The sequence below is a fragment of the Sinomonas sp. R1AF57 genome, assembly GCF_002224485.1.
Taxonomy (GTDB): domain Bacteria; phylum Actinomycetota; class Actinomycetes; order Actinomycetales; family Micrococcaceae; genus Sinomonas; species Sinomonas flava.
Genome location: NZ_CP022463.1, coordinates 2,186,990 through 2,207,634 on the forward strand (window position 1 = coordinate 2,186,990; position 20,645 = coordinate 2,207,634).

17 protein-coding genes are annotated in these 20,645 nt (G+C 69.1%); 5 read left to right on the forward strand and 12 right to left on the reverse strand.

All coding sequences use genetic code 11. The annotated features are described in order from the left end of the window. The 3 genes from CGQ25_RS10055 to CGQ25_RS10065 form a co-directional block, all read left to right on the forward strand. The coding region (locus CGQ25_RS10055) for a VCBS repeat-containing protein (RefSeq protein WP_208709327.1) at nucleotides 1-210 on the forward strand (210 nt) is incomplete at its 5' end. A gap of 295 nt (nucleotides 211-505) precedes the next feature. Beyond that, on the forward strand, nucleotides 506-973 hold the full coding sequence (locus CGQ25_RS10060; RefSeq protein WP_208709329.1) for a hypothetical protein: 468 nt from the start codon (nucleotides 506-508) through the stop codon (nucleotides 971-973). Between the two features lie 65 nt (nucleotides 974-1,038). Further along, entirely contained in the window at nucleotides 1,039-2,385 is a 1,347-nt protein-coding gene (locus CGQ25_RS10065) for a hypothetical protein (RefSeq protein WP_208709331.1), read from the forward strand. Nucleotides 2,386-2,486: 101 nt separating this feature from the next. Here the strand turns inward: CGQ25_RS10065 and CGQ25_RS10070 are convergent, their stop codons facing one another. From CGQ25_RS10070 to CGQ25_RS10115, 10 genes are all read right to left on the reverse strand, one after another. Further along, nucleotides 2,487-3,449 (reverse strand): glycosyltransferase family 2 protein, encoded by a 963-nt coding sequence (locus CGQ25_RS10070; RefSeq protein ID WP_208709333.1) that lies wholly within the window; start codon nucleotides 3,447-3,449, stop codon nucleotides 2,487-2,489. 2 nt (nucleotides 3,450-3,451) lie between these two features. Then, complete coding sequence (locus CGQ25_RS10075) at nucleotides 3,452-3,928, reverse strand: GtrA family protein (RefSeq protein ID WP_208709335.1); 477 nt, start codon at nucleotides 3,926-3,928, stop codon at nucleotides 3,452-3,454. Then, complete coding sequence (locus tag CGQ25_RS10080) at nucleotides 3,928-6,039, reverse strand: DUF6541 family protein (RefSeq protein ID WP_208709337.1); 2,112 nt, start codon at nucleotides 6,037-6,039, stop codon at nucleotides 3,928-3,930. Before CGQ25_RS10080 ends, CGQ25_RS10075 begins: the two co-directional genes overlap by 1 nt. A gap of 60 nt (nucleotides 6,040-6,099) precedes the next feature. Beyond that, on the reverse strand, nucleotides 6,100-6,828 hold the full coding sequence (locus CGQ25_RS10085) for an ABC transporter ATP-binding protein (protein ID WP_208709339.1): 729 nt from the start codon (nucleotides 6,826-6,828) through the stop codon (nucleotides 6,100-6,102). After that, nucleotides 6,828-7,685 carry an ABC transporter permease gene (locus tag CGQ25_RS10090; RefSeq protein WP_208709341.1) on the reverse strand — a complete coding sequence of 286 codons (858 nt, stop codon included), beginning with the start codon at nucleotides 7,683-7,685 and terminating at the stop codon, nucleotides 6,828-6,830. The genes CGQ25_RS10085 and CGQ25_RS10090 overlap by 1 nt, the downstream gene beginning before the upstream one ends. After that, complete coding sequence (locus CGQ25_RS10095) at nucleotides 7,682-9,658, reverse strand: glycosyltransferase (protein ID WP_255405772.1); 1,977 nt, start codon at nucleotides 9,656-9,658, stop codon at nucleotides 7,682-7,684. The genes CGQ25_RS10090 and CGQ25_RS10095 overlap by 4 nt, the downstream gene beginning before the upstream one ends. Nucleotides 9,659-9,681: 23 nt before the next feature. Continuing rightward, nucleotides 9,682-10,869: a UDP-galactopyranose mutase gene (gene glf / locus CGQ25_RS10100; RefSeq protein WP_208709345.1), complete on the reverse strand. Its 1,188-nt coding sequence runs from the start codon at nucleotides 10,867-10,869 to the stop codon at nucleotides 9,682-9,684. A 180-nt stretch (nucleotides 10,870-11,049) separates the two neighbouring features. Further along, nucleotides 11,050-12,036, reverse strand: coding sequence for a Gfo/Idh/MocA family protein (locus CGQ25_RS10105; RefSeq protein WP_208709347.1), 987 nt, complete (start codon nucleotides 12,034-12,036; stop codon nucleotides 11,050-11,052). Further along, the gene (locus CGQ25_RS10110) at nucleotides 12,036-13,127 is read right to left on the reverse strand and encodes a DegT/DnrJ/EryC1/StrS aminotransferase family protein (RefSeq protein WP_208709349.1); all 1,092 of its coding nucleotides are present in this window, start codon (nucleotides 13,125-13,127) and stop codon (nucleotides 12,036-12,038) included. Before CGQ25_RS10110 ends, CGQ25_RS10105 begins: the two co-directional genes overlap by 1 nt. Continuing rightward, nucleotides 13,124-13,714, reverse strand: a complete 591-nt coding sequence (locus CGQ25_RS10115) for an acyltransferase (RefSeq protein ID WP_208709351.1) — start codon at nucleotides 13,712-13,714, stop codon at nucleotides 13,124-13,126. The genes CGQ25_RS10110 and CGQ25_RS10115 overlap by 4 nt, the downstream gene beginning before the upstream one ends. A 250-nt stretch (nucleotides 13,715-13,964) precedes the next feature. Between CGQ25_RS10115 and CGQ25_RS10120 the strand changes: the two genes are divergently transcribed. Next, nucleotides 13,965-18,167 carry an FtsK/SpoIIIE domain-containing protein gene (locus CGQ25_RS10120; protein ID WP_208709353.1) on the forward strand — a complete coding sequence of 1,401 codons (4,203 nt, stop codon included), beginning with the start codon at nucleotides 13,965-13,967 and terminating at the stop codon, nucleotides 18,165-18,167. Here CGQ25_RS10120 and CGQ25_RS10125 read toward each other — a convergent pair. Continuing rightward, the gene (locus tag CGQ25_RS10125) at nucleotides 18,070-18,510 is read right to left on the reverse strand and encodes a hypothetical protein (RefSeq protein ID WP_255405238.1); all 441 of its coding nucleotides are present in this window, start codon (nucleotides 18,508-18,510) and stop codon (nucleotides 18,070-18,072) included. The genes CGQ25_RS10120 and CGQ25_RS10125 overlap by 98 nt on opposite strands. A 245-nt stretch (nucleotides 18,511-18,755) precedes the next feature. Here CGQ25_RS10125 and CGQ25_RS10130 point away from each other — a divergent pair, with 245 nt between their 5' ends. Next, the gene (locus tag CGQ25_RS10130) at nucleotides 18,756-19,004 is read left to right on the forward strand and encodes a WhiB family transcriptional regulator (RefSeq protein ID WP_208709355.1); all 249 of its coding nucleotides are present in this window, start codon (nucleotides 18,756-18,758) and stop codon (nucleotides 19,002-19,004) included. Between the two features lie 110 nt (nucleotides 19,005-19,114). On the opposite strand, the gene CGQ25_RS10135 is transcribed toward CGQ25_RS10130, so the two are convergent. Further along, complete coding sequence (locus CGQ25_RS10135) at nucleotides 19,115-20,587, reverse strand: sensor histidine kinase (protein WP_208709357.1); 1,473 nt, start codon at nucleotides 20,585-20,587, stop codon at nucleotides 19,115-19,117. Nucleotides 20,588-20,645: the final 58 nt, after the last annotated feature.

Below are 20,645 nucleotides of genomic sequence, written 5' to 3' on the forward strand. Positions count from 1 at the left end.
GGCTTCGGCACCCGCACCCAGGTCGGCTCCGGCTGGGGCGTCATGAACGCCATCCTCGGCATCGGCGACTTCAACGGCGACGGCAAGAACGACATCCTCGCCCGCGACACCGCCTCCGGAGGCCTCTACCTCTACCCCGGCAACGGCACCGGCGGCTGGCTCACCCGCACCCAGGTCGGCTGGGGCTGGAACGGCCTCACCCTCCCCTGACCCGACCCGACCCACACACGACCCGACCCACGCACGACGGCGCCCCCTCCCACCCAGGAGGGGGCGCCGTCGTGCGTCTCCTGCCCATGAAGTGTGCCCGCGGTTCTGGGTCGTTGTGCCCTGTGCTGGAGGAGCCCGGATCCCGCACGATGGAAGCAGCGGGGCCAGCCGGTCCACGCAACCGTTGTATGCGTTGCTGGGGAGCATCCACAGAACACCGGGGGCGTTCATGGAGATCTCCAGACGTTTTGCCTTACAGCTGTGTGCCCTGGCGGCAGGAGTAGGGGTTGCCGCTGTGGCGGCGGTCGGGGCGCAGGCCGCGCCGGCCGTGCCGACAGCCCGCAAGACCCCCACGGATACCGCGAAGGAGAGGCCGGAACGGCCCACGCGGTACCTGTTCGCCGCGAAGCTCTACGACGGCACCGATCTTCCCGAGCTGACGAGCCTGGAAGAGCTGTGGTCCAACAGCCGCTACCTGCAGGTGGCCTCATGCCAGGCCAAGTACGTCGGCCCCCGGCCCCAGGCCCTGACCGCGGAGGAGAACGCGGCCGTGGACGCCGCCATCGCCGCCGGGGCCAAGGGCAGCCGCGAGCAGATCTGCCTGGACATCGTCACCGCGGCGACCCGACTGGACCAGCGCACGGTCGAGGCCGGGATCCGCAGAGTCGGCTCCCCGATCGTCCAAGGGGTGCTCGTCCTGGCCCCCCAGGCTCCGCAGGCCGCCATCATGAAACGCTGGATCGACGCCGGCGCCCCCGCTTGAGGGCGCGGCCCGCCGGCACCTGAGTCCGACGATCCACGGCCAGCATCACAAAGAGGAGAGAGAACATGGCGTTCACTGTGGCGACGGCGAAGGTCAACATCACGCCCACGCTGAGTTCCAACCCCTACATGGCCGGCTACGGCACTGCGGACGGCGGACGCCTCGCGACGAGCAGCACCCCGTATGAGCCCCTGTGGACCCGCGCCGTCGTCATCCGTGAGAACGGCAGCCCCCATCTGATCCTGAGCGTAGACATCCTCGCGATCCCCCGGACGATGCACCAGCGCATCCGCCCGCGGCTTCTGGCGCTTGCGAACTGGGCAACCTCGGACATCCTGCTGCAGGCCACCCACACGCACAACGGGCCCACGCTCGTCGACACGCTGCAGCCCTTCTCCAGCTACGGCATCACCGAAATGGACCAGATCCGGGCCTACTCGTCCTGGCTCGAAGACCGGATCGTCGAAACCGCCCGGGCGGCCCTCAACGCCAGCCAGACGACGGTGAGCCTCGACTACAAGGTCATCCAGCAGACCTGGTCGGTGAACCGGGCCGGCCTGAGCTATGTCGAGACCGACGTTCCGGTCCTTGTGTGCCGCCGCTCGAACGGGACGGCCGCAGCGGTCATCTTCGGCTACGGCTCGCATCCGGTCGCCGCCGGCGATCGGTCGCTGTTCGACGGCGACTACCCCGCCGGGGCGTGCAACTACATCGAGAACCGCTCGAACACGTTCGCGCTCTTCCTCATCGGCCCCGCCGGCGACCAGAACCCTGCGGGCTCTCCGCCCAGCTGGGCGCTGCGCGACCAGTGGGGAGACAGCCTCGGCTCGGCCGTCCTCAGCGCGGCGCAAAGCGCGGGGCGGGCCCTCACCGGTCCCATCAACACCAAGTACCAGCAGGTCAATCTGCCGCTGGAGATCAGCACCACCGCGGGCAATCTCGCGGCGCTCCGCAACGCCTACGCCGCCCGCCTGCCCAACCCGAGCGGCTTCCCCGCCTACTACGTCCGCCACGCCCAGATGATGATGGCCAGGATCGACTCCGGCAACGTCGCCACCAGCGTCCCCTCCCCCTTCCAGGTGTGGACCATCGGCGGCGGCACCCCGCTGCGGATGGCCTTCGTCGGCGGGGAGATGGTCAGCGGCTACGCCGCATACTTCCGCTCCAGATACGGCGGATCGGCCGGGATCTGGATCGGCGGCTACGCCAACGAGTCCTGCTGCTACATCCCCTCCAACGAGTTCTTCTCCCCGTACATGACCGCAGGGAGCTACGAGGGCGGGTGGGACACCGACGCCCCCGGCATCGCCGGCGGCTCCATGACCGTCTACGGCCACATCGCCCACTTCCGCGCCGGCACCAACGGCGTCGAATCCACCCTCATCAACGCCCTCACCGCCATGCTCGGCTGACCTGACTGCATGACGACGTCGGCCCCCACCCCGGGCGGGGTGGGGGCCGACGTCGTGCGTACCGATCACTCACAGAGCACCGGCCGAAGCCGGGTTCCCTCCTAGTTCGCTGTCTGCGGCTGGAGCTTGTGGAGGGTCGGGCTATTGGGACTGCCCTGGATGTCTAGCTGCAGCGACATCAGGAGCATCTGGACCCCGAGCATGAAGGGCACCGCCGCGAGCATGACCGAACCCGCGGTCGGCGAGCCGACGCTCGCGAGGATGACCCAGATGCCGATCGCAATGCCGCCCACGAGGAGGGCGAGCCCGAAGATCAGCAGGAGGGCGACTGCCGAGAAGGACCAGACCATGTACTTCCACCAGACCCGCCGCCAGAAGCCGCCGAAGAGCAGCGACACGAGCTCCGGGATGACCCTGCTGAGCTTGATGCTGGAGACCTCCGCACCGTACACGGCTGGGATCGGGACGTCGCAGATCGGCACGTCGAGGATGTTCAGGTGGATGAGGAGGTCGTTCTCAAAGCTGTACCGCTGCGCGACCTTGTTCAGGGGCAGCCGGCGCAGGACCTCCGTGCGGATCGCCGTGTAGCCGTTCTGAGGGTCGAAGATGTGCCAGTAGCCCGAGGCCAGCTTCGTCATGAAGGACAGGACGATGTTGCCGAAGATCCGGTACCCGGGCATTCCGGCGAAGGACTCGCCCGAGAAGAAGCGGTTGGCCTTCGCGAACCCGTATCCGTCGATCACGGGGTCGAGCAGCTGCGGGAGGTAGTCTGGGTCCATCTGCGCGTCCCCTGCCATGACCACATTGATCTCCGAGCCGAGGTCCATCGCCGCGCGGTGCGCCGTCATGATCGCACCACCCACGCCCTGGTTGACCTCGTGGCGGATGAGGGTGACGCGGCCGTCGTCGGCGCGCCGTGCGGCACCAGAGGTGTCGTCCGGGCTGCAGTCGTCGACGATCACGATGTCGTCGACGAAGTCCGGCATCGTCTGGATGACCGTCCCGATGTGCAGCTCCTCCTTGTAGGCGGGCACGACCGCGGCGATCCGTACTCCTCGGTACATCGTTATCCTTCGCTGTTCGTCGATGGTGTCGGGTGAATGGGGGCACTGGTGTCCGGCGCGCTGGGCTCGGCGGCCTTGCTCCTGTGGTGCTGTGGGAAGACCCAGTGCTTGTAGATGAAATAGTTCCAGCCGGTGGTGAGGATGGTGGCGACGACCTTGCCCACCACATAGCCTGCACCGACGAACTCGAAGAACTGGACAATGCCCATGACGGCGAGCGTGTTCACCACGAGGAGCCCCGAGTAGCGCAGGACGCCACCGAGCGCGCTCCCGCCTCCCCCGAAGGAGAAGTGGCGCTGCAGGAAGTAGTTGAAGAAGAAGCTTCCCCAGAACCCGGCGCCAGTCGCGACCCACAGCGGGAGGCCGAACACCTGGTAGCACAGGGCCAGGAGGCCGAGGTCCACGAGGAAGCTGAGGCCGCCGATGAAGAGGTAGCGGAAGAGGCTCGAGCGCAGGAAGCGCTTTGCTTTGTCGAGCATCAGCAGATCCTTCCAAGGGGGGCAATCCCGTCGGGGTCGGAGTTCAGGAGTATGCCGGGCACATCCCCGATCTGGTGGCGGTCACCGGCCCGGGCCTCGAGCTGGGCGCGGCCGCCCGGCAGGCTGTCCCAGTCGAGCTTGTAGACCGCGGCATTGCCGTCGCGGGCGAGGAGCTTGAGGAACGGGATCTGGTCCGGGTGCGTCAGCCCGGGCTTCGGCTCGTCCCAGGCCCTGATGGTCCCGTCGGCGATGTAGACGTACTCGATGCCGAGCTCGGCGGCCGCGGCGCGGGCCTGGGAGTCGGTCGCGAGCTCGGGGAGCTTCTGCAGCACGAGGAGCTGCCGGTTGGTCGGCAGGATCTCGAAGTGCCGGATCATCGGCATGCGGTTGCCGAGCGCGTACATCCAGACCGAGCCGTTGCACGAGTCGTTGAGCACCGTCGCGTCCTGTGGCACGTAGTCGGCGATATGGGTCAGGAGGCGCACTTCGGCCGTGGAGAGCGTCGCGCCGTCGACCTTGGTGTTGATCTCAATCCGTGCCGCGTTCTCTGCGAAGTAGGGACGTGCGACGACTCCCGCGAGCAGAAGCACGACCGCTGCCGTGGCGAGCACGGCGACAGGCGTCGCGGACGACGCCGCGTGCGCGGCCGCCGTCGTGCGCTCGCCCTGCGCGCGCCTCCCCCGCTCGCTGCGGAACCGCCGCACCGCCCAGCCGACGGCCTCGGCCAACTGCGCCACACCGAGCCCGGCGAGCGGCACGAGCAGCATGACCAGGATGCCGAAGATCCGCCACTGGTCGTCGTAGAACGGAGCGGTCAGGCTCGCGAACAGCGTGCTGTTCGAGCCCATCGTGTAGGCGGAGAGGAAGGCGTACGCCAGGACCGGCGCGAGGTACCACCACATCTTCGGCCGCACGAGGAGAGCCACAACCCCGAGGCCGACCATGGCGGAGAGGATCGGCTGGGGGGTTGACCCGTGGTGCAGGAGGAGGATGTTCTGGATCGCGCCCATCCGGTCGGTGTCCGCGGCCCAGACCTGCTTCGAAACGCGCTCCGCCTCCTTGAGCATCTGCTGGATGATCGGCAGGCCGAGGACCGCCGCGAGGACTGCACCTGCGGCGAGGACGAGGGCGGGCACCACGGCCGCGAGGCGGCGTCGGACCAGGAGCGCGATGAACCAGAAGACCAGGATGGGAGCCACCACGAAGGCCAGCGAAGGGTGGACGGCGATGAGCGCCACCGCTCCGAAGGCGATCGCGGGCACCCACAGCCAGAAACGGCCGAGGGCGGCACGCACGGCGAGGAGGCAGAAGGGCCCGACGAGCAGCATCCCCGCGAAGAAGGGGATGAGCGGTCCGCGCCAGAGGAGGTCGAACGGGTACACCGTGAACCAGCCGGACACGGCGGCCGCGGCCGCCAGCGCGACGGGGCGTCGCGTCACGACGAGGCCGAGCGCGACAGTGCTCAGGGGGAGCTGGACCGCCATCATGAGCACGACGAAGACATTCAGGAACGTCGGCAGCGCCACGCCGGTCACCGGCCAGACCAGCGCGAGCATGGCGTGGAACGCGATCGGGTAGCTCCGGATCGGCGCGTCGGCGATGTTGGTGTCGTAGTACGCGAAGTTGCCGGCGATCGAGGGGTCCCACACCTGGTTCTCCGCGATGAGGCGGATCATGTTGGCGTGCCAGGGGATGTCCCAGTCCTGGTTGATGCCCAGCAGCCCCTCGGTGCCGACCGTCCACGAGGTGGCGGCGACGACTCCCCCGGCGAGGATGCCGGCTGCGAGGGTCAGCCACGCCCCGCGGTAGCCCCACCTGCCGAAGAAGGGCTCCGGATCCGCGGCGGCCCTGCGCCGCCGGACGGCGACGCGGACGCCGAAGAGCACGGCGGCGAGGACGAGGACCGTGATCGCCACGGTGAGGGCGTTCCATGCCATGCCGGCGAGGTGCCCGATGGCCCCGATGCTGGCAAGCGCCCCGACCCCGATGAGGGGCGCCACGGCCGGCAGGAGGATGCGGCGGATGCCGAGCGCCTCTCCCAGCAGCCAGCCGGGACCCCACCAGACGAGGGCGATGAGGGCGACGCTGAGCGCCAGCGGGCCGAGGTCCATGTGTCGAATGGCCTTTCTGGTGGTTCCGGGAGGGGTCTGGGGGCGGGACGGGGCGCGCGGCTACCGGGACCGGAGCCAGTCGACGGCGTCCGGGGCGGGTCCGTCGAAGGCCACCTTGCCGTGCTCGAGCACGACGCCGCGGGTGCAGATGCGGGAGACCATGTCGAGGTCGTGGCTCACGACGACGAGCGTCCGGCCCTCGTCCGAGAGCTTCCGGATCCGCTCGAGGCACTTGCGCTGGAAGGGCTCGTCGCCGACGGCCAGGATTTCGTCGACCAGGAAGATGTCCGGCTGGGTGTGCACGGCCACCGCGAACGCGAGGCGCAGGAACATGCCCGAGGAGTAGAACTTCACCTCGGTGTCGATGAACTGCTCGATCTCGGAGAAGGCGACGATCTCATCGAACTTCTCGTCGATCTCGGCCTCGCTCATGCCCAGGATCGCCGCGTTCAGGTAGACGTTCTCGCGGCCCGAGAGATCAGGGTGGAACCCCGCGCCGACCTCGATGAGGCCTGCGACCCGGCCGCGCGTGCGCACCGTGCCGCCGTCGGGCAGGATCACGCCGGAGATGAGCTTGAGCAGGGTGGACTTGCCCGAACCGTTGAAGCCGAGCAGCGCAACGGTCTCACCCTCCCTGACCTCCAGGTCCACGCCGTCGAGGGCGCGGAACTTCTTGGACAGGTCCTCCTTGCGGCCCTTGAGGAGCCAGACGACCGTCTCCTTGAGGGAATGGGTGTGCCTCAGGTTGAAGGTCTTGCCCAGGCCCTCGATCTTGATGACGGGATTCATCAGACCTCCTGGGCGAAGTGGCCTTCGAGCCGGCGGAACGCCAGCTGGCCGATGAGAAGGAACAGTGCGGCCATGCCCAGGCCCGCGAGGCCGGTGAGCATGAGGTGCGGCGGCAGCTCGACGGGGCCGCGCACCGAGGGGTGCCAGAACGCCCAGTGGAACATCTCCACTGCCACCGTGACCGGATTCAGCTGGTAGACCACGAACAGCCAGTCGGGCAGGATCCGCCGGATCATGGTCCAGTCGTAGAGCACAGGCGAGACCCAGGTGACCATCATCATGAGCATGTCCACGATGTTCTCCGAGTCGCGGAAGAAGACGTTCACGGCTCCGGCGAGCAGGCCGAGGCCCACCGCGGTGATGGCCACGATGACGAATCCGATGACCGCGCCCACGAGGCCCGCCAGGTCGGGGCTCCACCCGCTCACCAGCGCGGCGAGCAGGAGGACGATCAGCTGCGGGAGGAAGTGCACGGCAGCGACCCAGACCGAAGCCACCGGGAACAGCTCCCGCGGAAGGTAGATCTTCTTCACCAGGGGCGCGTTCCAGACGATGGAGCGCGTCGCGTTCGAGAACGCCTCGGTGAAGAAGTTGACCACGATCACGCCCGAGAACATGTACAGGGCATAGTTCGGGATGGCCTCCCCCACGCGTAGCACAATGCCGAGCGCGATGAAGAGCACCAAGTACTGCACGAGCGGCTTGACGTACGACCAGGCGAGCCCGAGGACCGATCCGCGGTAGCGGACCCTGAGCTCCTTGCGGACGATCAGCTTGAGCAGGTACCGGCGGCGGAAGACGTCGAGGAGCCCGGCCCCGACGCCCGGCGTGTCGTAGGTGGCGGTGTCCTGGGTCATTTCGCGGTGCCGGACACCGAGGCGTCGAACGTCTTCTTCCATGCTTCCATCGATGTGATCTCGGGCAGGGCCTTGCGGTAGCGGGCGCGGAGCTTCTCCCAGTTCGCGAACAGCTGCGCGTGCAGCGCCACGGACTCGGCGAGGAGCTCGCGGGCCTTCTTCGGGTCGCGCATGTACCAGGAGGCACCGGTCCCGTCCGCGTTGGACACCACCGCGCTGTCGAGGTGGGCGAGGCTCCACCACTTCCCATCCTGGTGCGCCACGTGCGCTTCGGGATGGTCCTTCGCGTCGGCGCGCACCGGCATGACTGTCTGCTTGAGCACGGTCTTGGCCGCCCAGGGCAGCAGGCTGAGTGTGGAGGGCATCCGGTACGACTGGGGCTTCTTCGGGGGCTTCTTCCGGAAGGGCGCCGGGAAGGCCCCCGGGTCTGTCTTGATCTGGGAGTCGGTGAACTCGTTGCGGAGCGCGCGCAGCTTCGGCATCATCGTGGGGAGCTGCTCGTGCAGGCCCTCGGGGCCGGCCAGCACGTCCTTGAGCGCGAGCAGACGGGCCTGCTCCGGGTAGTACTGCATCGACACCAGGTGCTTGACGTCGTTGTTCATGCTCTCGCGGAAGATCCTGCCGCCCTTGGCGTAGGGCGAATGCAGGAGCGTGGCGATGAGGCGGTTGCGCTCGTGGTAGAACGCCTGCCAGTCGACGGAGTCGTCCTTGTCTGCCCACGAGACGTGCCAGACCGCAGCACCCGGAAGGGTCACCGTGGGGAAGCCCGCCGCACGCGCACGGAGCGAGTACTCGGCGTCGTCCCACTTGATGAACACCGGCAGCGACAGACCGATGCTCTCGACCACCGTGCGGGGGATGAGGCACATCCACCAGCCGTTGTAGTCGACGTCCCACCGGCGGTGCAGCGGCGCCGAGGCGCGCAGGCCCTCGGTGCTGAAGTCGTGGTTGCCCAGGTCCTGGATCGGGCCCCACAGGAAGCGGTACGGGTTGACGACTTCGGCGAAGGCGTGCAGCACCGACTTGTTGAACATGTCGAACATGTGTCCGCCCACGATGGTGGGCGTGCGGCACAGGTCCGCGAAGGCGACCGCACGGAGGACACCCTCGGTCTCCAGGTTGATGTCGTCATCGAGCAGCATGACGTAGTCGCTCTTGCCCGCGCTGACCATCTCGTACATGTTGCGGGCGAAGCCGCCGGAACCGCCGAGGTTGCCCTGGTTGATGATGCGCAGCTGGCTGCCCATCGTCGCTGCGACCTCGTCGAAGCCGTCCTGGTCGGCGACCTTCTGGGTGCCCTGGTCGACGATGATGAGCTCATCGAGGATCTCCAGGACGCCCTGGTCCGCGGCGATCGTCTCAATGGTCTTGAGGCAGTAGTCGGCTCGGTTGAACGTCGTCACGCCGAGCGTCACGCGGCCTTGCGGACGGCCGCCGTCGGGCGCGGACCACTCGGCCTGCTCGAGCGTCATGCCCGAGGCACCCGCGACGAGGTCGAACCAGTACCATCCGCCGTCGCCGAACGGCGACAGCGTGAGGTCGAACTCGAGGCGGCTGCTGCCGTCCACGAGCACGGAGTCCACGCGCTGGGACACGCCGCGGGCATTGGAGCGGTAGACGACGACGGTGCCCTCACCCTGCGTGGCGACGGACAGGACGGTCTTGTCCGCGACGGTCCACTTGCGCCAGTAGCTCGCAGGGAAGGCGTTGAAGTAGGACCCGAACGAGAGCCGCTCCCCGGGGCGGACCCGGACGCTGCGGCGGGACAGGATGTCCTGAGGGTGCAGCTGCTGGCCCGCACTCACCGTCTGCACGGTCCCTTCGCGGCCCTGGCCGGTGGTCGACTGCACCTTGCGGATGTCCGGGTCGACGTAGAGCGGGAGGGTGTCGAGGTCGCGCGTCACGGGGAACACGACACGCTGGACTACGCGCAGGTCCCCGTTTCCGGCCTGCTCCGCCGCTGTCTTGGACATCGTCTGCTTGTCTGCGGTGACGCTCATGCGTCCACTCCCCCGCTCTCGAGCTTGGCACCGCCAGTGAAGTGCGGCTTGATCTTGTTCTCGAACATCGACAGCGCCGAGCCGATGGCCATGTGCATGTCGAGGTACTTGTACGTGCCGAGCCGGCCGCCGAAGAGCACGTCCTTCTCGGACTTGGCCAGATCCCGGTAGGCGAGCAGCTTGCTGCGGTCCGCCTCCGTGTTGATCGGGTAGTAGGGCTCGTCGCCCTTCTCGGCGAACCGGGAGAACTCGCGCATGATGACGGTCTTCTCGGTCTGGTAGTTGCGCTCGGGGTGGAAGTGCCGGGGCTCGATGATACGGGTCCACGGGACGTCGGGGTCGTTGTAGTTCACCACCGAGGTTCCCTGGAAGTCACCCGTGTCGAGCACCTCCTCCTCGAAGTCGATGGTGCGCCAGGACAGGTCGCCCTCTTTGTAGTCGAAGTACCGGTCGACGGGGCCCGTGTAGACGACGGGGACGTTGCCGACCACGTTGCCCTTGCTCACCGGCTGCGACTCGTCGAAGAAGTCGGTCTCGAGCTGGACCGTGATGTTCGGATGGTCGGCCATGCGCTCGATCCACGCCGTGTAGCCCTGGGTGGGCAGGCCCTCGAACGTGTCGTTGAAGTACCGGTTGTCGTACGTGTAGCGCACGGGGAGCCGCGAGATGATCCCGGCGGGCAGGTCCTTCGGGTCCGTCTGCCACTGCTTGCCGGTGTAGTGCTTGATGAACGCCTCGTAGAGGGGCCGGCCGATGAGCTGGATGCCCTTGTCGTTGAGGTTCTGCGGGTCTGTCCCTGCAAGCTCGCCCGCCTGCTCGGCGATGAGGGCGCGGGCCTCGCTCGGCGTGTAGTTCGCGCGGAAGAACTGGTTGATGGTGCCGAGGTTGATGGGGAGAGGGAAGACCTCGCCCTTGTGCACTCCGTAGACCCGGTGCACATAGTTGGTGAACGTCGTGAAGCGGTTGACGTACTCCCAGACCTTCTCGTTGGACGTGTGGAACAGGTGTGCGCCGTACCGGTGCACCTCGATCCCCGTCTGGCCCTCGGTCTCGCTGTACGCATTGCCTCCGATGTGGTGGCGGCGGTCGATCACTGTCACCTTGAGGCCGAGGTCTGCGGCTGCGCGTTCGGCCACTGTGAGGCCGAAGAAGCCGGAGCCGACAACAACGAGGTCTGCAGTCAAGATCACTCCTGTGGGTTGGCGGACTGCTGGCGAGAGGGCACAGCAGGCCCAATGGTCCGGGTTCAGCCTACCGGAGCGCGGCAGGCTTCCCTGAATCGGGGTCGGTGGGATGCCCCACTCTGGGACCTCCCCGGCACACAGAAGGCCGCCGGTTCGGCGGCCTTCCGTGGAGTCAGTGGCTCAGAGCTGGACGACGGCGCCCGACCGGGCCGATTCGAGCAGCGCCTCGGCGACGCGGAGCGTCTCGAGGCCCTCTGTCATCGTGACGACGTCCTTGGAGATCCCCAGAACGGCGTCGCGGAAGGCCTCGTGCTCCATCTTGAGGGGTTCGCGCTTGGCGATCGCGAACCGCGTCGAGGAGCCTTCGGACACGCCGCGGAAGTTTGCGATCGAGTCCCAGTCGGTTTGGAACGTGCCGTTCTCCACGAACGTGAGGTCGGCCGAGACGGTGTCCGCGATGAACGCTCCCCTCTCGCCCAGCACCACCGTGGTTCGCTCCTTGAACGGGGAGAGCCAGTTCACGATGTGGTTGGTGCCGATGCCGCCTTCGAGGTGGCCGATGGCGCTGACCATGTCCTCGTGCTGGCGGCCGGAGCGATGAGTGGTGTGCGCGGCGACCGTCGCGTACCGGCTCTGCGCGAGCCAGGCGGTGAGGTCGATGTCGTGCGTCGCGAGATCCTTGACGACGCCGACGTCGGCGATCCGGGCCGGGAAGGGGCCCTGACGGCGCGTCGAGATCTGGTAGACGTCCCCGAGGTCGCCGTTCTCGAGGCGCTCCCGGAGGCTCTGCAGAGCCGGGTTGAAACGCTCGATGTGACCCACCGCGCCGACGAGTCCGCGTTCCTCGAAGGCGTCGGCGATCCGCTTGCCCGACGCGGAGTCGTTGGCGATCGGCTTCTCGACGAGGGTGTGCACCCCTGCCTCTGCGAGCTTGAGGGCGACCTCCTCGTGGAGGATGGTGGGGACCGCGGCAACGGCGAGGTCGATGCCGGCGTCGATGAGCTGGTCAACCGAGGACAGCAGCGGGAGCGAACCGGCCACGCCGTGCGGGTCGCCGAAGGCGTCGGCGACCGCGACGAGCTCGACGCCGTCGAGCTCGCGGAGCACGCGGGCGTGATGGCGCCCCATCATGCCGAGGCCGATGATGCCTGCGCGGAGCTGAGCCATCACGCACCTGCCTTCGCGACGGTGTTCACTGCCTCGACGATGCGCTCGAAGTCATCCTGGCTCAGCGAGGGGTGGACCGGGAGCGAGACCACCTCGGCCGCGGCCTGCTCGGTCACCGGGAGGTCATCGCTCGTGCGGAACGGGGCAAGGCGGTGGTTCGGGATCGGGTAGTAGACGCCCGAGCCGACGTTGTGCTCCTCGCGGAGGGCCTTGACGAAGCCGTCCCGGTCATCCGCGACGCGGACGGTGTACTGGTGGTACACGTGCTCGTAGCCCTCGGCGACGCGCGGCGTGACGACGCCCTCGATATTCGCGTCGAGGAACGCGGCATTGGCGCGGCGCTGGTCGGTCCAGCCGAGGACCTTCGTCAGCTGAACCCGGCCAATGGCGGCGTGGATGTTCGTCATGCGGTTGTTGAAGCCGACGAGCTCGTTCTCGTACTGCCGCTCCATGCCCTGGTTGCGCAGGAGCCGAAGGCGGCGCTCCACCTCGGCGTCGCCGGTGGAAACCATGCCGCCCTCGCCCGACGTCATGTTCTTGGTCGGGTAGAGGCTGAACATCGCGAACGTGCCGAAGGTGCCGACGCGACGGCCGTTGGCCTTGGCCCCGTGAGCCTGGGCCGCGTCCTCGAACAGGGCCACGCCGTGCTTGGCGGCCAAGGCCTCGAAGGCCTCGACGTTGAAGGGGTGCCCGTACAGGTGGACAGGCATGATGCCCTTGGTCCTGTCGGTGATCTTCTCCTCGACGGATGCCGGATCGAGGCAGAAGTGCTCGAGCTCGATGTCGGCGAAGACGGGCGTGGCACCGGTCAGGGCAACCGAGTTGGCCGTCGCGGCAAAGGTGAAGGAGGGCACGATCACTTCGTCGCCGGGACCGATCCCCGCGGCGAGGAGGCCCAGGTGGAGCCCGGACGTTCCGGAGTTGACCGCGACGCTGGCCCGTCCGTCAAGCAGGACCGAGGAGAACTCGTTCTCGAATGCGGCGACTTCGGAGCCCTGGGCAAGCTGCCCGGACGCGAGAACGCGGTCAACCGCGTCCCGCTCCTCCTGGCCGATGATGGGTTTGGCGGGGGGAATGAAGTCCTTGCTCATGCGTCAACCTCTCGCAGGGTCTCGTCCTCTTCGATGTATTTCTCTCGCGTGCGCTGGCAGACCCAATGGTCCCCCTCGCGCACCAGCGGCTCTCCGGACTTGCCGACCCAGGCGATCCGGCGTGCGGGGACTCCAGCCACGAGGGCGAAGTCCGGCACGTCCTTGGTCACGACGGCGCCCGCAGCCACGGTGGCCCAGCGGCCGATGGTCGCCGGTGCGATGCACACGGCCCGGGCCCCGATGGACGCCCCTTCGCGGATGGTCACGCCCACCGGCTCCCAGTCGTGGGCGCTCTTGAGCGATCCGTCCGGGTTCACCGACCGTGGGTAGGTGTCGTTCGTGAGGACGACAGCGGGTCCGATGAACACGCCGTCGTCCAGCACCGCAGGCTCGTAGACCAGGGCATAGTTCTGGATCTTGACGTTGTTGCCGATCTTCACGCCTGTGCCGACATAGGCCCCGCGTCCGACGATGCAGTTCTCCCCGAGGACAGCGTCCTCACGGACCTGCGCCAGATGCCAGATCTTCGTCCCCTCGCCAATGCGGGCAGCATCGGAGACATCGGCCCCCGGGGCTACTGTGACCATGACTGATGTCCTTCCAAACGAGCTCCAAGGGTGTGGCCAAGGTTCAGTATATGCGCGGGTCGGAGGCCGCCCCGACCCGATGAACCGCCGCGGGGGGTGCCCCGGCACCGCGCGAGACCGTGGAATTGCGCGCCGAGAAGCGTCCTTCAGCGCGTTGTCCACAAGCGCGTCCTTGCGCTGGAATACCTGCTCCCCGGGGCCTAGCGTGATCTGGGAGGGCCTCGAGTAAGTACGTTTCCTGGGGGGGAACATGGAGCTGCACTGCACGCTGGTCGTACCCGATGCCGGTCATCTGCAGTCTGGCCTGGCACGCCGCGACATCGTGGTCGACACCGCCAGGGGGACGTCTGGCAGCGTGATCCAGTCCGAGCTCACGGAACGCTACGGCGTGGGCCCGCTCGCCGTCGGAGGCAGCCCCCTGGAGGATCTGGTGGCGGGAACCGCGCCGCTGTGCAGCGGGGCCGTCCTCCTCCCGCAGTGGTGCGGCGGCTCCGCCGCCGCACCGCCGCTCGCCCTCGTCGTCAGGAGCGGGCCCGCGTCAGGGACTGTGGTTCCCCTTCCCCGCGGGACCTTCGGGATCGGCAGGAGTCCCTCGGGGCGCGGCCCGTGCATTGCGTTGGCCGATCCTGCACTGTCGCGCGACCACGCCGTCCTCGAGGTGACGGACACAGGCGTGGTGCTCCACGACGCCGGCAGTGCGAACGGGACGTGGCTCGGTGGCCGCCGCGTGCGTGCCGCGCACCTCGCGGTGGGCGAGGGCTTCAGGATCGGCGCGAGCACCTGCGCGCTGGCGTTCAGCTCTGAGGCCCCGCAGATCGATCCCGCGGCCGGTGGTGCGCCCGGCGAGACGCTGACGGTGCCCCAGAGCGTTCCGCCGTCCCGGAAGGCCGCGCTGATCGCCATGGCCGTCCTGCCGCTGCTCCTCGGCATCGGGATGGCCCTTGCCACCGGCACGTGGATGTTCCTGGCATTCACCGCCGTCTCTGCGGTGTCGATCCTGTTCCCCCTCGCGGAGGCCCGCTCGGCCCGGCGCGACCTGCAGCGCCGGCTCAGGCGCGCGGCCGACGACGACGCCGACCGGCGCCGCCGCGCCTCGCCAGACGCCGGACTGCTCGCGCGTGCCCAGGGATGGGCTCTCCCGCCAGCCGGTGCGGCAGGAAGTGCCGCCGCGATGACCGGGGTCCTCGCACGGCAGGCTGACGGGAGCCCGCGCGCCGGCGTCGCCGGGTCTCCGCAGTCGGGCCATCTCAGGCTCGGGACAGCTGATGTCCCTGCGGCCGTCGTGGTGTCACCGCCTGGCCCGGCCGCTCCGATCATCCGCGACGCGCCCGTCACAGTGCCCGTGGACAGCGGGATCGCGGTGTCCGGCGCGCCGCGGGAGGCTGCAGGGCTCCTGCGGTTCGTGCTGCTGCAGCTCGCCCTCCTTCCGGCCTTCGCCGGAACTCGCGCGCTGGTGGCGGGCGGCCCGTCGTCCCTCAGGATGACCGCGCGGTTCCTGCCCCGCGTGCGAATCCTTCCGGACAGCGCGGTACCCGACCCAGCGTGCCTTGAGCGCGCGGCAGGCGCGGCACAGCAGGTGGTCGTCGTCGTGCCGGGAGGACCTGCCTCGGACGGCCCACAGGCTCCGCACCCGCAGGAGGCGCTCGTGCGCGCCGCTGCGGAGCGCGGATGGCCGCTCATCGGCCCGTCCGACGCCGTCGGGCCCGGCTCCGGGGCCGAAATCCGCCTCCGGTCTGGTCGGGCCGAACTGGTCAGACTCGGAAAGAGGACGGAGTTCATCCCCGACCTCATGCCGGCACCGGCCTTCGAGGCCGCCGCGCGGAGAGCCGGACTCCGCGGAAGCGACGAGGGCAGCGCAGGCCTGCCCGAGAGATGCGCCCTCGATGACGTGGTGCGCTTGGACGCCGACGGCATCCGCGCCGCATGGCGGCGCAGCGCGTCAGCGCGGGATTTGGCTGTCACCCTGGGCATGTCGGCCTCCGGCCCCCTCGCGTTCGACCTGGTCGCCGACGGGCCGCACCTCCTCATCGCCGGAACCACCGGCTCCGGGAAGTCCGAGCTCTTGCGAAGCCTCATCGCCGGGGCCGCGTCGGCCCACCCGCCCGACCGGCTGACCTTCCTGTTCGTCGACTTCAAGGGCGGATCGGGGCTGGAGCCGCTCGCGGGCCTCCCGCACTGCGTCGGCCTGGTCACGGACCTCGCCGCGGGCGACGTGGACCGCACGCTCGCGTCACTGCGTGCCGAGCTCGTCCGACGCGAGAGGATGCTCGCCTCGGTGGGCGCTGCCGATCTGGACGACTTCGCACGCGAGGGGGCCGCGACCCTCCCCCGCCTCGTGCTCGTCGTGGACGAGTTCCGCGTGCTCGTCGACGAGGCGCCTGCGGCGCTCGCCGAGCTCATGCGGATCGCGACTGTGGGGCGTTCCCTCGGCATGCATCTGGTCATGGCAACCCAGCGCCCCCAGGGCTCCGTGTCGAGCGACATCCGGGCAAACGTCACCTCCAGCATCGCCCTCCGCATGCAGGACGACGTCGAATCGTCGAACGTCGTGGGCAGTCCCGTGGCCGCGCGGATTCCCGTAGGCCTGCCCGGGCGGGCCTACCTGGCCGTGGGAACCGGACCCCCCCTCGAGTTCCAGGCGGCGTCCCTGGGAATTGGTGCCGCCAGGCGCGCCCGGCCCCGCATCACCGTCGTGCCAGCCGAGAAGTGGGCAGCCCGCCCGCCCGCAGATGGACCGGGGGCGCTGTCCCTGTCCCCCGCGGACGCCGCCGCGCCCCTGGTCCGGACGGTTGCCGACCTGTGGTGCAACTGCGGCGGGGGGCCGGTGCGGCGTCCCGTGGCGGCTCCACTGCCCGACCGGGTCGAGCTGCCCCGGCTGGCCGGCGAGCCCAGCACGTCAATCACGGACCGAGGCTGCGATGCAGCGGATCCCGCGTCCTCGGCCGGCCAGGACATCGTCCGCCTCGGTATCGTCCGCCTCGGTATCGCCGACCTTCCGCACGAGCAGCTCACCCGCGAACTGGCCTGGGATCCCGCGCGTCAGGGCCATCTGGCCCTCTGCGGACCGCCTGCCGCCGGGACAGCCGGCACTCTGGAATCGGTCGCCGCGCAGCTGGCCGGGTCGGCAGTGGAACGCCACCTGTATGTGCTCGACGCCGATGGGACACTGGACTTCCTCCGGGACCATCCCCGCGTCGGCGCGCACGTCGACCTCGCCGACCTCGTCAGGGCCGCGCGGGTGATCGCGCGGCTGTGCGAGGAATCCACCGCGCGGCTCCACGCCGACCCACGCGCACGCATCCCGCTCGTGCTGGTCGTGAGCGGGTGGGGCAGCTGGATCTCGGCACTTCGCCAGAGCCCGCACGCAGGGGCGGAGGAAGCGATCGCGGACATCGTCCGGGATGGGCCTCCCGCGGGCATCACGCTTGTTGCGGCCGGTGAGAGGGAGCTCGTGTCGTCGCGGGCCTTTGCTGGGATGCGGGCGCGCGTCTTCTTCCCGTGCGGCGCCCCGGAGGAGGCCCGCCTCGCGTGGCCGCGGCTCCCGGCCATGCTCCCCGTCCCCGGGCGGGGCGCAGCGCACGGGGCGCTGGCGGAACCCGCGCCAGTCGTTCTGCAGTGCTACGCCGCCCCGGACCCAGCCCGCGCCGCCGCAGGGACTGCCTCCTCCCGCGCCCAACGCAGAGGTTCACGGCCGTTCCGGATCGAGCCGCTGCCAGCCGTCGCCGATGCTGCCGCGATTGCCGCCTCTGGGGCAGAATCAGCCAACGGTGGCACGACGTCCGGACCCGGGCCGCGCCTCAGCCTCGCCATAGGGCTCGCAGGCGACGAACCGCGGCCGCTCCGCCTCAGGCTCGGGCCCGGCGACGTGCTGCTGGTGCTGGGCAGGCCCGAGTCGGGCAGATCATCGCTGCTGCGGGCGCTGGAGGTGATGAACCCCGGGGTCTGGTTCGTTGGCTCCCATGCCGGGCAGCGAAGCCACGACTGGGAGGGGCTTCTTGCCGAACTGGGAGGCCCACTGCCGAGCGAGGCCCATACCAGGCGCACGCCAGTCGTCGTGGCCGATGACGCGGACGCGCTGGGCCCGCAGGAGAACCAGCTGCTCGCCCAGCTCGTCGAGGCCGGGGCTGCCGTCGTGGCGACGGCCGGCTACGGTGCGGGCCTCTACGCACGCTGCCCGATCGCGCTCCAGACCAGGTCCGGTGGCATGGGAATCCTCATTGGCCCACGCGGTCCCGCCGACGGCGACGCTTTCGGCGTGCGCGTCGACGCTCAGCCCTCCCCAGCAGGACGGGCAGTCGCGATTGTCGAGGGGCGTCAGATCGAGGTCCAGCTGGGATTCTCCGCAGAAGGCGACGTCACGGCTCGGGATGCTGGCGGCCGCTCCGGAGGGTCGCCGCAAGCACTCGCCGCTCGAAGAGGAGAAGGATGGCGGCAGCGGCCGGGACGAGGATGAGGAACCCGTAGACCGGGTAGCCACCGGTGAGGGTCGGCACGCCGATTGTCAGCGCAAAGAGCTGCGCGACCAGCGCACCCGCACGCGTCCACCGGAACCCACGCCAGAGGAAGAGGGCCACGGCGCCGAGCCAGATGCCGAACAGCAGCAGGAGCACCATCGTGAACGCCGCACCGACCGGAGACGTGGCTGCCTGCCCCGCGGCAAGCCACACCGCATAGAGGACGCCAAAGGCGAGGAGCGCCAGTGCCTCGAGAGCGATGATGAGGACGAGGACGGCCAAGGTCCAAGGCCGTGCTCCGGGAGCATCGGCGGCGCTCGGCTTATCGGGGTGGCTGGGCACATCCGAACCCTACCGGACGCGCTCGCCGCCTTCGTCTCCGGCCAGCCCCGCCTCGCCGCGCGATGTGACGGATACCTCCCGCTTCCGAGCGGATTAGTGGGTCAGGACCCTTGTTTACACCCAGTTAACGTGACAACCTTAACGGAGTTGACCGCGGGGCCCCCAAAGGCCCCTTTGCTTTGAGAGCACTCGTGAATCTTTTCACAAAGTGCCGATACCCCCGAGAAACGGAGTTGCACTTCCCCATGGACTGGCGTGATCGCGCGGCCTGCCTCGACAAGGATCCTGAACTGTTCTTCCCAGTCGGGAACACGGGGCCGGCCCTCCTGCAGATCGAAGAGGCCAAGAGCGTCTGCCGCCGGTGCCAGGTCATCGACACGTGCCTCCAGTGGGCTCTCGAGTCTGGCCAGGACGCCGGCGTCTGGGGCGGCATGAGCGAGGACGAACGCCGCGCACTCAAGCGCCGCGCCGCCCGCGCCCGCCGCGCTTCCTAGGACGCGTGCCAGGACCGTCTGGCGCACCCTGAACCCCTGCCCGGGACAGCATCGCTGTCCCGGGCAGCTCTGTCTCGCCCTCAGTCCCGTCTCGCGGGCAGTGGCGCAGGCTAGTGGCGGGAAGGACGCAGCACGATCCGGACGCACGTCCCGCCGCCGTCCCGCTCGCCCCACTCGATCGTGCCGCCGAGTTCACTCGTCACCAGCGTCCGCACAATCTGGAGGCCCAGGCCCTCATGGCGGTCGGACGCGGCGGGGAGCCCCACGCCGTCGTCTTCCACCGTGACCTCGAGCATGGCCGTCCCCGTCGGATCCTGGTACCGTGCGGCGGTGAGCCACACGGTCCCCGACCGGTCGGCGAGCCCGTGCTCGACCGCGTTCGTGACAAGCTCGTTGATCACGAGGGCAAGAGGGGTGACGAAGTCGCTGGGCAGCTCCCCGAACTCCCCGCGCCGCTCGGTGGCCACGTGCTGGCCCTCGGTCGCGACCTCGACGGAGAGCCTGAACTGGCGGGCGATGAGCTCGTCGAAATCGACCGTCTGGGTCAGGCCCTGGGAGAGGGTCTCGTGCACGAGGGCGATCGTTGCCACGCGCCGCATCGCCTGCTCGAGGCCCTGACGCGCTTCGTCGCTCTTCATCCGCCGGGACTGCATGCGCAGGAGCGCGGCCACCGTCTGGAGGTTGTTCTTCACGCGATGGTGGATCTCCCGGATCGTGGCATCCTTCGTGACCAGCTCCATCTCGCGGCGCCTGAGCTCCGACACGTCGCGGCACAGCACGAGGGCGCCGAACCGCTCGTGCTCGTCCCGCAGCGGGATCGCCCGCAGCGACAGGCTCACGCCGCGCGACTCGATCTCACTGCGCCACGGCATCCGGCCCGTCACGACGAGCGGGAGGGTCTCATCGACGAGCCTTCGGTCCTTGAGCAGGCCCGTGGTCATCTCGGCCAGCGAGCGGCCCTCGAGGGACTCGATCCCGCCGAGCCGCCGAAAGGCCGACACGCCGTTCGGGCTCGCGTACTGGACGATGCCGTCCGCATCGAGGCGGATGAGCCCGTCGCCAACGCGGGGAGCGCCCCGGCGGGAGCCGGTGGGCGATGCGAAGTCCGGCCACAGGCCGAGCGTCCCCATCCGGAGCAGGTCGTAGGCGCACTGCCTGTAGGTCAGCTCGAGCCGGCTCGGCATGCGCGAGCTGGAGAGGTCCATGTGGGAGGTCACGACGGCGAGCGTGCGCCCGTTGCGGACGAACGGCACGGCCTCGACCCGCAGCGCCATCTCGGAGTTGAAGCTCGTCTCATGGCTGCGCTCGATGGTCTGGCTAGCCCAGGCCTTGTCCACGAGCGGCTTGAGGTCCGACCGGATCCGCTCCCCCACGAAGTCGCTGTGGAAGACCGTGTGGGTCGTTGACGGACGCACGTGGGCCAGCGCGATGTACCCGTCCTCAGGATGAGGGAACCACAGGGCCAGGTCCGCGAACGCAAGGTCGGCGACGAGCTGCCAGTCGCCGACGAGGAGGTGGAGCCATTCGGCATCCCCGGGGCCGAACTCGGCATGCTCCCTGATGGGGTCCGTGAAGATGGCCACCTGCACCGCCTGTCGTGGATGCCCGGCCGGGCCGGGGTTTCGTCGTCGTGGGACTGGC